Source organism: Desulfosporosinus orientis DSM 765 (genome assembly GCF_000235605.1).
Lineage (GTDB): Bacteria > Bacillota > Desulfitobacteriia > Desulfitobacteriales > Desulfitobacteriaceae > Desulfosporosinus > Desulfosporosinus orientis.
Genome location: NC_016584.1, coordinates 3821547 through 3836367, shown reverse-complemented (window position 1 = coordinate 3836367; position 14821 = coordinate 3821547). Strand labels below are relative to the sequence as shown.

Annotated in this window: 6 protein-coding genes; all 6 read left to right on the top strand. The window is 48.1% G+C overall.

Annotated elements, in window-relative coordinates; genetic code table 11:
• Window positions 1-47 precede the first annotated feature (47 nt).
• Window positions 48-7196: a non-ribosomal peptide synthetase gene (locus DESOR_RS17990; RefSeq protein ID WP_014186010.1), complete on the top strand. Its 7149-nt coding sequence runs from the start codon at window positions 48-50 to the stop codon at window positions 7194-7196.
• 4 nt (window positions 7197-7200) lie between these two features.
• Window positions 7201-10068: a [Fe-Fe] hydrogenase large subunit C-terminal domain-containing protein gene (locus DESOR_RS27465; RefSeq protein WP_158309046.1), complete on the top strand. Its 2868-nt coding sequence runs from the start codon at window positions 7201-7203 to the stop codon at window positions 10066-10068.
• Between the two features lie 26 nt (window positions 10069-10094).
• Window positions 10095-11882, top strand: a complete 1788-nt coding sequence (locus tag DESOR_RS27460) for an adenylate/guanylate cyclase domain-containing protein (protein ID WP_014186007.1) — start codon at window positions 10095-10097, stop codon at window positions 11880-11882.
• 36 nt (window positions 11883-11918) lie between these two features.
• Entirely contained in the window at window positions 11919-12248 is a 330-nt protein-coding gene (locus DESOR_RS28220; RefSeq protein WP_014186006.1) for a DUF3307 domain-containing protein, read from the top strand.
• A gap of 12 nt (window positions 12249-12260) precedes the next feature.
• Window positions 12261-12551 (top strand): response regulator transcription factor, encoded by a 291-nt coding sequence (locus DESOR_RS17970; protein WP_014186005.1) that lies wholly within the window; start codon window positions 12261-12263, stop codon window positions 12549-12551.
• Window positions 12552-12623: 72 nt separating this feature from the next.
• Window positions 12624-14774, top strand: a complete 2151-nt coding sequence (locus DESOR_RS17965; RefSeq protein WP_014186004.1) for an ATP-binding cassette domain-containing protein — start codon at window positions 12624-12626, stop codon at window positions 14772-14774.
• Window positions 14775-14821: the final 47 nt, after the last annotated feature.

The window sequence follows — 14821 nt, the reverse complement described above, 5'->3', positions numbered from 1 at the left end:
GTTTTTACTAAGTCAAACCTAAGGAAGGCTTTGGAGGAGAAATACGGATGGAAGAGCAGAAGGTGGTTTATCCCTTAACCAATGCGCAAATACGAATATGGGAAACGGAACAATTTTTTAAAGGTACTTCCATTGCAAATATCGGAGGTGCCTTGTATCTCAAAGAGGAAACAGACTTTGCTGTCTGGGAGCAGTGTATTAATAAACTTATTGAACGAAATGATTCTTTAAGAATCAGAATTGTGGAGACCAACAGCGGACCCAAGCAGTGGATTGAGCCTTACCGGTATCAAAGGATAGAACAGGTGGATTTTACAGGAAAATTGAGAAAGGAACAGGAAACCTGGTTAACCAACCGGCTGCAAATTCCTTTTGAGGTCTATGCTGAGCCTTTATATACCTTTATTAGCATTAAGGCTTGGGATGGCTACAGCGGGGTTTTTCTGAAGATTCACCATATGCTGGGAGATGGCTGGACCATCGGCCTGCTCAGCACTCAAATTATGGCGGAATACGCCAGGCGAACGGGAAAAGCCAATGACCCGGACAGCCTGGAGTATTCCTATCTTGATTTCATCAAGAGTGAACAGGAGTATCTTCATTCTGGCAAGTATGAGAAGGACCGGGAATATTGGCTGGAAAAATTTAAACTTAAGCCGGAGCTTATGGCCGTAAAGCCTAAAAACAGCTTGTACTACTCCGCCGAAGCCAAACGGCTGACTTACGCCATTGAGGCTGAGGAAGCAGGGATGATACGGGATTATTGCAAAGCATATTCCACATCTCCGGCCATTTTATTTGAAGCTGCCCTGGGTATCTATTTACAGAGACTGCATGACCTGAAGCGCATCTCTTTTGGTGTACCGGTGCTTAATCGCCGGGGGGTTAAAGAGCTGTCAACAGTGGGGATGTATGTGAGTACCATTCCCATTCAAATAGAGCTGGATGAGAAGGTTTCTTTTGCCGACCTTTGCAAACAACTGGGCAAAGAGCATTTTCAGTGTTTCCGGCATCAGAGATACCCTTATAACAGGATGCTGGCTGAGGTCAGGGAACTTCACGGCATTCATGATAATCTTTACGATGTCAGCGTTTCCTACCAAAATGCCAAAATTGATAAAACAAAGTACAGTTATGACTTTAAAACGGTATGGTATTTCAATGGCTATCAGACAGAATCTCTGTGTCTCCATATTGATGATCGGGATGACGCAGGGGTGTTTGTCCTGCACATAGATTACCTGAGAGAACTGTTTCAGACAGATGAGATTGACGATATCTACCGGAGAATCATGCTGATCCTGTGGCAGGCAATCAGTGACGGCAGCCAAAGAATTACGGACCTTGAGCTGGTGGATGGCCGGGAACGGCAGAAACTCCTTAAGGAGTTTAATCAGACCAAGGCTGATTATCCCAGGGATAAAACCATCCACCAGCTGTTTGAAGAGCAGGCGGTGCGGACCCCTGATCAGACAGCGGCAGTATTTGAGGGTGAAAGTTTAACTTATGAGGAGTTGAACTCCAGAGCCAACTGTCTGGCCCGGCTGCTGAGAGAGAAGGGAGTAGGGCGGGACAAGATCGTAGGCCTTATGCCCGAGCGTTCTCTGGAGATGCTGGTAGGGATTATGGCTATCTTAAAGGCGGGAGGAGCCTACCTGCCCATAGCCCCTGAAACCCCTGGGGAGAGGATAGGGTATATGCTGGAGGATGCTAATGCCGTGCTGCTTATAACTCATGAGCATTTAATGAACAGAGTGAGCAGCCAGTGGGAAGTCCTGGATTTATCCTCCGAATTCATTGCCGGAGAAAAATCTTTTAACTTGGAAAATGTAAATTTGCCAAGAGACCTGGCTTATGTCATGTACACGTCAGGTTCCACGGGAAAACCCAAGGGGGTTATGATCGAACACCGAAGTGTCCTTAATTTGTGTGCCTGGATTAAGGATTTCTATAAGCTGGAGGAAAACAAAAATATCCTCAGTACCACCAGGATATCCTTTGATGTTTCCGTTGAAGAACTATTGGGCGGGCTTTTGAGCGGAGGCACGGTTTTTATTGGTTCAAAAGGGCTGATGTTGGAACCTGAGAAGTTAATAACCTTTATCCAGGAGAATAAAATCAATATCGCTCAGTTTGTACCTGCGACTCTCCATAGCCTGTTAAGGGTAAAAAAGATTACCAGCCTGCGAGTGGTGGTCTGTGGCTCAGAGAAGCTGAATGATGGACTCAAGGACAAAATTCTCGGTATGGGATATGAGCTGTTTGATGGTTATGGACCCACTGAAGCAACAGTGGAAGTGACCATAGCCCGATGTGAACCGGGAAAATCAACAATCGGCAAACCCATTGCCAATAACAGTATCTATATTCTTAGCGGCGGCAGGGGTATTCAGCCTGTAGGCGCAGCGGGCGAAATCTGCATCTCAGGAATTGGGCTGGCCAGAGGGTATCTGAACAGACCGGAACTGACGGCAGAAAAATTTATGGCCAATCCATTCCTGCCGGGGGAGAGGCTGTACAGGACCGGAGATTTAGGCAGGTGGCTTCCCGACGGAGAAATTGAATTTATCGGCAGGATAGATCACCAGGTTAAGATCAGAGGTTACCGGATAGAGCTGGGGGAAATAGAAGCCCTGCTTGTAAAGTATGAAGGGATTAAAGAGGCGGCAGTGACAGCCCGGGAGGATGAGACTGGCAGCAAGTACTTGTGTGCCTACTTTGTCAGCTATCTGGAAGTAACGGCAACCGAGCTGCGGGAACACCTGGCCCAAAGGCTGCCGGATTATATGTTGCCTTCTTTCTTTATCCCGTTGCCTAAGCTGCCTCTGAACCCCAACGGGAAAATTGACAGGCAAAGACTGCCGGAGCCTGAGGGAAGCATTCAGACAGGAGCAGACTATGTCCCGCCCTCTACGGAAACGGAAATACGCCTGGCGAGGTTATGGGAAGAGGTACTGGGTTTTGAAAAAATAGGGGTCAATGACAGCTTCTTTGAACTGGGGGGACACTCCCTGAAGGCTGCCATCCTGGCCTCAAAGATAGGGAAGGAATTCAAAGTAGAGTTTCCCCTGAGAGAGATTTTTACAGCAGCGACTATCCGGGAGGAGGCGGACTATATCGACAAGGCCGCTGAGAGCTGGGCTAGGGATTTGGCAGCGGCAGAAAAGAGGGACTTTTATCCTGCCTCTCCGGCTCAAAGAGGACTGTATTTACTAAACCATATGGATAAAAATTCTACCAGCTACAATATGCCTGGAGCTATGAAGATAGAAGGCAACCTGGATGAAGTAAAGCTGAAACGAGTTTTCAAAAAGCTTGTGCAGCGGCATGAGGCCTTCAGAACCTCCTTTCATCTTAGGGGTGCTGAAGTTGTCCAGAAAATAGAGGATCACCTGGAGTTTACCGTTGAGGCGGAGGAGCTGGAAGAAGGGGATTTGTCCCAGGTTATGACGGGATTTGTCAGACCTTTTGACCTCTCGCAAGCACCCCTGCTCCGGGTCCAACTCCTGAAAGTTATTCGTGAGGAGCCAGGGATTCTCTCACCTCCGGCTATGTATTATTTGCTGCTCATTGATCTGCATCACATTATATCCGACGGTACCTCTTTAGCTGTGCTGGTCAGGGATTTTATCAGCTTCTACAAGGGAGAGGAGCTGCCGGAGCTCAGTCTGCAGTACAAGGACTTTGCTGTATGGCAGAACAAACAGCTTGATTCCCAAAAGGTCAGGAAGCAGAAAGAATACTGGTTAAACTCTTTCCAAGGCAGGATTCCGGTCCTGGAACTGCCGGCGGACTACCCCAGGCCGGCCTTCCAAAACTTTGCAGGGGATGTCGTGGAATTCACTGTCAATAAAGAACTGACGGCAGGGTTAAAGAAACTTGCAGCAGAAAAGAGCGCTACCCTATATATGCTGCTGCTGGCTGCCTATAACCTCCTTCTCTATAAATACACGGGACAGGAAGACATCGTCGTAGGATCTCCTATCGCAGGCAGGCAGCATCCGGATCTGGGGGGAATAATCGGCATGTTCGTCAACACCCTGGCCCTGAGAAATTACCCTGAAGGCCGAAAGAGTTTTGCTGAGTTTCTGGAGGAAGTAAAAGAAAGGGCCCTCCTGGCTTATGAGAACCAGGATGTGCAGTATAAAGATCTGGTGGAGGAGCTGGGCCTAAAGATTGATCTGTCCAGAAACCCGCTCTTTGACACCATGTTTATTTTTCAGAATATGGACAGCTGTGAGCCGGAGATTGAAGGGCTCAGGTTTACAGGGCAGAGTATGGGCCTGAGGACGGCTAAGTTTGATCTTACCCTCACAGGAGAAGAGGTGGGAGAGGAAATCCACTTTGAACTGGAATATTGCACTAAACTTTTTAAGCAAGAAACTATGCTGAGGTTCGTCCGGCATTTTACCAATATTCTTAAAGCAGTTACAGAAAATCCGGAGCTAAGACTTGCTGACCTGGATATCCTGGCTGAGGAAGAAAGAGGACAGCTTCTCTGGGAGTTTAATCAGACGAAGGTTGACTATGCCAAGGATAAACTCATTCATCAGCTCTTTGAGGACCAGGCGGAGAAGACGCCGGAGAATATTGCCCTGGTCTTTGCTGAAAGGACCATAACTTATGGAGAGTTAAACTCCAGAGCTAACGGTGTAGCCCAAGTATTGAGAGGGAAGGGAGTAGGGCCGGAGAGTATCGTAAGCCTGATGACGGAGCCTTCTGTTGAGATGATTGTGGGGATTATAGCCATCTTGAAAGCTGGGGGCGCCTACCTGCCCATTGATCCTGAGTACCCGGAGGAAAGAATAGGCTATATGCTGGCGGATTCCCAGGCTAAGGTGCTTTTGACCCAAAGGTCATTACAGGGGTTGCTGGAAAGGATTACTTATCCGGGTGAAGTTATTGACCTCTCTTCTCCGGAGCTGGTGTTGGGCAGCCGTGAGGCTAAAAACCTGGGTAACCTGGAGAATCTCAGTTCCCCTGAAGATTTAGCTTATGTTATCTATACCTCCGGATCGACGGGACGTCCCAAAGGTGTTTTAGTTGAGCAAAGGAACCTGCTGGCTTATGTCATGACCTTTAATCAGGAATTTGAGTTAACGGGGGAGGACGCTGTACTTCAGCAGGCTTCCTGCTGCTTTGATGCCTTTGGCGAAGAAATCTACCCCGTGCTGCTGAAAGGCGGCAGGCTTGTGCTGGCCAGGAGGGCAGAGGTAAGGGATGTCAACCTGCTGGCAGGGGTGATCAACAGGAATTCAATCAGCCTAATCAGCTGTTCACCCTTATTGTTAAATCAGCTGAACACACTGACGGGGTTAAGGAGTGTCCATACCTTCATCAGCGGCGGGGATGTCTTAAAAGGCGACTACATTGATAACCTCCTGCAAAGGGGAGCACAGGTTTACAATACCTACGGTCCCACGGAAGCAACGGTGTGTGCCAGTTACCACCGGTGCCTGCCTGGCGAAAAGGGATTGGTCCCTGTCGGCAAACCCATTGCCAACTACAGGATCTACATCCTTGATCCGGACAATAACCTTTCACCGCTGAATATTGCGGGAGAATTGTGTATTGCAGGGGAGGGTGTAAGCAGGGGCTATCTGAACAGGCCTGAGCTTACAGCGGAAAGGTTTGTGGAAAACCCATTTGTGCCGGGAGAGCGGATGTACAGGACCGGTGATCTGGCCCGCTGGCTGCCGGACGGCAGCATAGAATTCCTGGGACGGATTGACCAACAGGTCAAGATCAGGGGTTTCAGGATAGAGCTGGGCGAGATTGAAGCCCCGCTGCTCAGGCTGGCTGGAGTGAAAGAGGCTGTTGTTCTGGCCAGGGAGGACAATAGCGGCGGCAAATACCTTTGTGCCTACCTGATCGGTGAGGGGGAGATTGGAGTGCCGGAGTTAAGGAAACACCTGGCTCAAGAGTTGCCGGATTACATGATCCCCTCCTATTTCCTGCAGCTGGAGAAGCTGCCCCTGACTCCCAGCGGCAAGATCGACAGGCAGGCCCTGCCTGAGCCTAAGGAAAGCATTAACACAGAGGCTGGGTATGTCCCGGCCTCCACGGAAACGGAAATACGGCTGGCCAGGTTATGGCAGGAGGTACTGGAAGTTGAGAGAATAGGGGTCCACGACAACTTCTTTGAACTGGGCGGGCATTCTTTGAAAGCCACCTTGCTTGTCTTAAAGGTACAGGAGGAATTTGGCCTTACTATTCCCCTGGTAACGATGTTTTCTGAAGGAACCATAGCTTTGCTTGCGGGCTATATAGACGCTGTCAGAGCCAGCGTCAAACCCGTTGTTAAAGCTGATGTTAAATCGGATGTGAAACCGGCAGTAAAACCTGATCTCAGCCTGGTTTCTGACCCAAAGCTCGTGCTCCTTAAAGCTGTGGATGGAGTCAGAGAGAACCTGTTTCTTATCCATGATGGAAGCTGCACTGTAGAAGGGTATGTGGAATTCAGCCGCAGGTTGGAAGTGGAGGCCAATGTATGGGGCATTAAAGGGGCAGAGGCTGAGAATATGATTCTGCCCGGCATCACTATAGCAGATCTGGCCGCTGACTATCTGAAAACCATTAAGAAAGTGCAGCCGGAAGGTCCTTATTCCCTAGCCGGCTGGTCCAGTGGAGGTGGGATTGCCTTTGAAATGGCTTTGCAGCTTGAAAGTGCAGGGGAGAGGATCCGCTTTGTATCTATGATTGATTCCCCGCCTCCTGGCAATGCAGATTCGGGGAGTGAACTAAAAGGCTTTATGGAGATGTGGGAAAAACTCGAAGGTCAGCTGAAAGAGGATCTTGAAGGGCAGACTGAAGAACCTTTTGAGAAGCTTCCGGAAGGGGTGGCGCAGGCCGGGGCAAGAGCGGGAAATGGGATACCTGAGAATGGAATTCCTGGGGCAGTATTTAAGCTGATGTCCGATTATAGGACCCTAAACTACCAAGACAGGGCCCGGAGACTAAAGGTTGTTAAAGCTGTCTTAGCGGCTGAAATCAGTTATCAGCCTGCTGCCAAGCTGCAAGCAGAACTTGTCTATATTGGAGCCAGTGAATCCAAAGTTATTCCTAACCAGCCATGGAGCGGGGATTGTGAAAAACCCGTCAGGTATGTGGAAGTAAAGGGGGATCATTTCTCAATCTTTAAAAGCCCGGATGTCATAGGCCTGACAACAGCCTTTGCCTGGAATTTTCAGCCCTGAAGTTGTGCTTGTGAACAGAGAGGAAGCAAGAGAGGAGTACTTGACCATGCTCGATGGAATTGTATATACAGATATGGAACAATGTCAGGCCTGTTCTGCATGCCTTAGAGTTTGCAGGACCAAGTCCATTATGATGAAGGAAGGCAAGTCAAAAATCATTGAAGAAAGCTGCTTGAACTGCGGGGCTTGTCTTAAGGCTTGCAGCAGAGGGGCCAAGAAATACCAGTCCGGGCTGGAAGCTGTTGAGGAATTATTAGCAAAGGATAAGTCAGCTATTATCCTGGCTCCCTCCTATGTGATTGTTGCCCAAAAGAGGTACGGCTGTTCACCGGAGCAATTCGGCACCGCCTTAAGAAAACTGGGTTTTGCACTGGTCTATGAAGCCAGTTTTGGAGCGGATGTGGTAACCAAGGTCTACCTGAACTATCTCTGGGATTTTCTGAATACCCAGGGCAGAGAAAAAACCCATGTAATCACCAGTCCTTGTCCTTCCCTGATGAATTTTATGGAAAAACATGCTCCCTCTCTCCTGGATGAATTTGCCCCCATCATGAGTCCCATGGCTGCCCAGGCAGTGCTGGTCAAGCAATGGAACCAGGGGCAGGTCCGGATTGTGGGTGCCAGTCCCTGTATGGCTAAAAAATCGGAGCTGCTGGACCCGGAACTGGGGCTTTATGATCAGAAGCTGACCTTTGAAGAGCTCATCCAACTGCTGGACAGGCGGGGAATAGTTCCTGCCTGCCTGGAGGAAACGGAATTTGACGGCATTCAGGCTTTATATGGTGCCGGTTTCCCCATATCCGGAGGGCTGACGAAGGCCTTGGAACCCTTTTCCGGCGAATTGGGCTTTAATCTATTAAGCAATGATTACTTGATCATTGAGGGTGAAGACCGCAGTACCAATTTTCTAAAACAAATGGCCAGGCATAAGCAGGGAAGCGGGGGGTTGGCCGGTTATCCGCTATTAATTGATATCTTGTTTTGCGAAGGATGCATTATGGGTAAAAGCCTGGGTGTAGAAGGGGATTATTGGGAAAACAAGCGGCTTATCACTGACTATACCAAAAAACGATTTCAAAAGCTGCAGGAGAATTCTCAAGAATGCCAGGGATACATCACTTTAGTGAAAAACACGGTGGAGGTACCGGAATTTCAGCGCTGGCTGGCAATCGTGGAAGAGCTGATTGCGGACAATCAATTCACCAGGCCATGGCAGTCCAGGGAATATCACAGAAAGGAGCCAGCAGAAGAGGTGCTGCGAGGCATTTTGGAATTGGATGGCAAACATACCCGGGAAGATGAACTCAACTGCGGAGCTTGCGGTTATGAAACTTGCCGGGAAAGGGCCATTGCTGTCTATAACGGTGAAAATGAGCCTGGAGGCTGTATCGTACACGTCAAATACGAGGCCAAACTATCTCTGGAAGAGAATAAACGGCTCCTTGAACTGGATCAGCTCAAGTCCGACTTTTTGTCCACGGTTTCCCATGAGTTAAGGACTCCCCTGACCTCGGTCCTGGGGTTTTCCAATATTATTAAGAAGAAGTTTGAGGATACCATCGTCCCTCTGGTCAATGGGGATGACAAAAAAGTAAAGCGCACGGTCCAGCAGATTGCCGATAATGTGGAGATTATTATTTCCGAAAGCAGGCGGCTGACGAATCTGATTAATGACGTTCTTGATCTCTCCAAGATGGAAGCAGGAAAAGTGGAATGGCAGATGGAGTCCATTTCCCTGGAGGAGGTTATAGCCAGGGCCATTGCTGCTACATCCTCCCTGTTTGAGCAAAAGGGCCTGGAGCTGAAGACAGACATGGAAGAGCTGCCGCTGATCCAGGGGGACAAGGACAGGTTAATTCAAACCGTGATTAATCTGATCTCCAATGCAGTGAAGTTTACGGATCAGGGGTCAATTACCTGTAGAGCCAGGGTGACAGGGGATGAAATAACCGTCAGTGTTATTGACACGGGCATAGGGATAGCGGCAGGAGACCTGCCCAAGGTTTTTGAGAAATTTAAGCAAGTGGGGGATACCCTTACGGATAAACCCAAGGGCACCGGTCTGGGCTTGCCCATCTGCAAGCAAATCATTGCCCAGCACGGCGGGCGGATCTGGGTGGAAAGTGAGATCGGCCAGGGCAGTACCTTCCTATTTACCGTGCCTCTGGATAAAGAGAAGGGAGACCAGCTAAACAGACTTGATATCGACAACCTGGTTAAACAAATGACTGAACAGGTCAGCAGCGATGTACGCTCTCAAAGCAGGGAACAGAAAAATGTTCTGGTAGTAGATGACGATGCCAATATCCGCATGCTTCTCAGGCAGGAGCTTGAAGCGGCGGGATACGCGGTAAGGGAAGCCGGGGATGGCATTGAAGCCATTAAGATGATTAATCAAAGCAAGCCGGATTTAATTCTGCTGGATGTCATGATGCCGGGGATCAGCGGTTTTGATGTGGCTGCCGTGCTGAAAAATGATCCCGGTACTATGGATATCCCCATTATTATTGTCTCCATCATTGAAGATAAGGAAAGAGGCTTTCGCATCGGCATTGACAGGTATTTTGCCAAACCCATCAATACCGACGCCCTGATTAAGGAAATCGGCTTACTCATTGCCAATGGGGCTTCCCGGAAAAAGGTGCTGGTGGTTGATGAAGACACATCCACCTTAAAAACTCTGGTGGATGTATTGGAAACGAAGGGGTACGCCGTTGTCTCCGCCAGGGATAATGAAGACTGTCTAAAAAAGGCCCAGGAGGAGAAGCCGGATATGATTATTGTCGATACAGTATTTTCCCGCAGGCATAATATGGTGAAGACAATCCGCCTAGAGAAGGGGTTGGAAAATGTGTTGTTTTTGTTCTACTGATTCCAGTGTCAATGGGGGGATGCAGTATGGCAGTAAATTTGAAGAGATTACTAAAGAAAGAGGTATGCTCAATTATCTCTGAGTTTGATAAGGATGCTTTTGTCATGGATGTGAAGGATAAAATCCTGTATGGTGATTCCGGGCAAAATCCTGGGAAAGCCCCGGGGCAGGGTTCCGGTTGCCGGCAGCCGGTTCGGCTGGGCGCTGACCTGTTAGGCTGGGTGGGTGGGGGCAATAAGTCAGCACTGGTTGCTTCTCTCTTAGCCTATCTGGCCGTTCTTGAGGCCGAGAAGAAATCCTTGGCCAGAGAGACTCTGGATAAATACAGGGAAATTTCCCTCCTTTACAGCTTGACGGAAAAATTCTCGAAGAACCTGGACTCTGAGGAAATTGCCATGTCCGTCCTGGACGAGGTGAAAAAAATCATTAAGGGGGACAGTATCTATATTTTAACCATCAATGAGGAAACCGGGCAGCTGGAGATCCTCGTGGGAGTAGGACCGGAAAATTGTTTGTCCTTAGGGATGAAACCTGGGGAGGGAATTGCCGGGGATATTATCCGGACAGGCAAAGCCGAGATTGTAAACGATGTGATGCAGGACCCAAGATTTATCCCCGGAGAGGTCCCGGTAAGTTCCCTCATGTGTGCTCCTTTGATTATTAAGGATCAGGTCATCGGAGTGATGAGCGTAAGCAGCGAGAAATCCGTTATTTATAAGGCAGAGGATTTGAAGATCCTGTCTGCCCTGGCTTTCCAGGCAGCTTTTATATTAGAAAACACCAAGCTGAACTTTATCCGCGAGACCTTTGGCCGTTACCTGTCCGATGATTTGGTGAGCAAGCTTTTAGCAACCCCTGGCGCTCTGAAGCTGGGCGGGGAAAAAAAGGAAATCACTATTATGATGTCGGACCTAAGGGGTTTTACCTCCTTAACGGAGCAATTACCGCCGGAAACAGTGGTGGCAATTATTAATAACTACCTTAAATGTATGGTGGATGTGATCCAAAATTATAACGGTACCATTCTGGAATTTATCGGTGATGCCATTATGACGATTTTTGGCGCTCCCTTATGGACTTCCGACCATGCAGTCCAGGCTGTGGCCTGTGCCCTGGAAATGCAGCTGGCTATGGAGGAAGTGAACCGCTGGAATCAGGATAATAACTATCCGGAAATCCAGATGGGTATCGGCATTAATACCGGTCATGTTGTTGTGGGGAATATCGGCTCGGAAAAAAGGACCAAGTACGGCTGCGTAGGCAGCCAGGTAAACACCACCTCCCGCATTGAATCCTATTCTTTGGGGGGACAGGTGCTGATATCCCGGGAAACCCTCCAGGCTCTCGGAGATATCAGGCCGGAACTCAGCGAGGAGTTTGAGGCCAGCCCTAAAGGTATTAAGGAGCCTATAAAGATTTTTTCTTTATCCGGCCTGGGTGATCCCTATAACCTGTTTCTCAAACAAGGGGGGCATGAAGTCATTCAGTTAGCAGAGGCAGTTCAGGTCCGGGTCTTCCTTATTACGGATAAACACTGCAGCGATAAAAGCTTTGAGGGCAAAATCAGCAAAGTATCCAGAGATGGACTGGAAATTTCTGGGGATGTTTACCTGCCTGCAATGACCAATCTGAAGCTGCAGATCCTTGATCCTCAGGGCTTGACGATCATCGATGAGATATACGGCAAAACAAAGTATGAGAAAAAAAGCAAGGAGAAGGTTCTGGTCAATCTAACCTCTCTGCCGGAAGAAGGCAGAATCTATTTGGGAAAATTATTGGTCAAGGCCGAGAGCTGCAGACATGATCAGAAGTAAACAGCCCGGATTGATGGGGAGGATGGAGGTAAAGATTTGGACTATCTAATTGGTCATTTGGTAGGAGATTATTTGCTGCAAACGGAGTGGCAGGCAGTCAATAAAAAAACGCCGGGGTTAAAGGGCTGGCTGGCCTGTTTGATTCACTGCAGCTTCTGGACCTTGTCAGTGAGTGTTTTTACCGGCTGGTTTTCAGTGAAAGTGGTCTTACTTGTCTTTCTAAGTCACATTTTACTGGACAGGACCAATTTCGTGGCCTGGTATTTATCTGTCTCAAGGAAAGGACAGGAAAGGTGGCTGCAGATAGTCTGCGACAATACAATGCACCTGGTTCTGCTCTGGTTAATCAACCGATTTGTGGTCTAGGCAAGGGAGGGAGTGGAATTGTTAATCGCTGATAATGGTCTGGATGCTCTGGAAACTATCCGGAGCGAAAGACCTGAACTGGTTTTTCTGGATGTGATGATGCCCAAAATGAACGGGTTTGAGGTATGTAATGCCGTTAAAAATGAGCTAGGCATAACGGGGGTTTTTATTATCATGCTTACTGCAAAAGGTCAGGAATTTGATAAAGAGAAAGGCAGTGAGGCGGGAGCGGATATTTATATGACCAAACCGTTTAATCCTGACGAGATTCTTGAAAGGGCCAGAGGTGTTTTGGGGATTTAAGGACTGAAAGCCAGGAAGACGGAAGCCTAGAAGCCCAGGGGAACCGAAGCTCAGAAAGCCCGGAGGTGAGGCATGAAAAGTTTATTCAGGTATATTGTTCATACATTTTACCAATACAAACTCAAGACGATCCTATTTATCGGCTCGATACTCATTTACATGGGATTTTTCACCTTTTTCCAAATGAGTATTAAACTGCTGGTTGATTATGCCATTGTACCCCAGCATAAAGGAGTTCTCTTCGTGATCGTCCTATCCCTGGTTCTTGGCGTTCTTTTATCCCTTATAACCGGTGTGATCTGCGGCGGCTATATGTATGGCAGTGTAAAGGCGGATATCATCAGCAGCCTGAATTTAAAGCTTTATACACACCTGCAGAAGCTTTCCATAGGTTTTTTTTATCACAGTAAATCCGGTGATATTCTAGCCAGGTTCAATACGGATCTCCAGTCAGTGGACCAGATTATCGACCAGCTGCCTATGGGACTGTCCTACTTGCTGTCATTATTGGCCAGTGCCGCTTTGCTTTTTTATCTGGACTGGAAGCTGGCAGTCCTGACCATGATTGGTCTGCCCTTATTTTTAATAGTTCCTAAAATCCTGGAAAGCCGGGCTGAGAAGCTGAACTACAGTCTCAAAGCAGAACAGGCAGGAATCACTTCAGCGGTTCAGGAGAATTTAAGCTCGCAGATTGTTGTCAAGGCTTACAGCTTGCAGAATCTCATGGTCAACCATTTCCGGACAAAACTTAACGGCTATAATAAAGCCGTTAAAGAGTCTTTCTCAGCGGAATTTCTAATCATGTATACCACCTATCTCGGTGTCAATTTTCTTAATGTGATCATTCTCAGTGTCGGTGCCGTCATGGCCTTTAATAACGCCCTGTCCGTGGGTTCACTCCTGGCTTTCAATACTACCCTTATCAATATGACCGGTCTGATCAGCAGCTTAACCTGGCTGATACCCAAAGCGGTTCAGGCCTCGTCAGGTATGAAACGAATTCAGGAGCTGCTGAATGAAAAACCCCTGGTTATTAATGAAGATGATCAGCATTTACCTCTCTTCAGGGATGAAATCCGGATTAACAATCTATCCTTTTGTTATAAACCCCAGGCTTTTAATCTGGCCCAGGTCAGCCTGACAATCCCCAAAGGCAGCTATGTAGCCTTTGTCGGTTCCAGCGGTTCCGGCAAAAGTACCTTAATTAATTTGATCATGAGGTTTTATGATCCGTATGCTGGTTCTATCATTATTGACGGCTTTAATATTCGCCAGGTGACCCAGGATTCCCTGAGAGCTCAGATGGGAATTGTATTTCAGGAGAATATCCTTTTTAATACCTCCATTCGGGAAAACATCCGGCTGGGAAACCCGGAAGCAAAGGACGGTGAAGTAGAAGCAGCGGCTCAGGCGGCGGAAATCCACAGCTTTATCCAATCACTGCCGGAGGGTTACAACACCCATGTGGGGGAGAGGGGCGGCATGCTGTCCGGGGGACAGCGCCAGCGCATTGCCATAGCCAGAGCGATTGTCAGGAATCCGCAAATCCTGATATTGGATGAAGCTACCTCAGCCCTTGATCCTGCCAATGAAGCGGCCATCAATAAAACCATTAAACGGCTGGCCGGGAGCAGAACGGTGATTTCAGTAACCCACCGCCTTTCATCGGCCAAAGAGACGGATCGTATTTATATCTTTGATAAAGGTACCATTATTGAGGAAGGAAAGCATGAGGAATTATTGAATGCGGACAATAGCCTGTATAAAAGTATGTGGAGGAGCCAGAACGGTTTTGCCATAAGTGAAGACGGGTTTAACGTAGAAATAACCGGTGAAAAACTCAAGGATATTTCCCTGTTTAAGGGTTTGGATGATAAATTTCTTGACAGCATTTCCCGTTTGTTTATTACCGAGTATTACCCTAAGGACCGGGTCGTCATAACAGAAGGAGATCCCGGAGACAAGTTTTACGTGGTGGTGCGGGGTAAGCTTGAGGTAACCAGAAAAACCGGACCGGATACCGAGGAGCGGCTGGCAGTTATCTTTGACGGGGATTATTTTGGTGAGATAGCCTTGCTCAAAAACGTTACACGTACTGCTAGTGTTAAGACACTCATGCCCACAACCCTTATATCCTTACAAAGGAACTTGTTCCAAAACCTGTTGGAGAAAGCTCCTAACTTGAAAGACAAACTATTAGCACGGATAGAAACCCGCAACTAACGATGACTGACCTAAGAAACAGGACTTTGAGTGGGAATGGAAGGGTT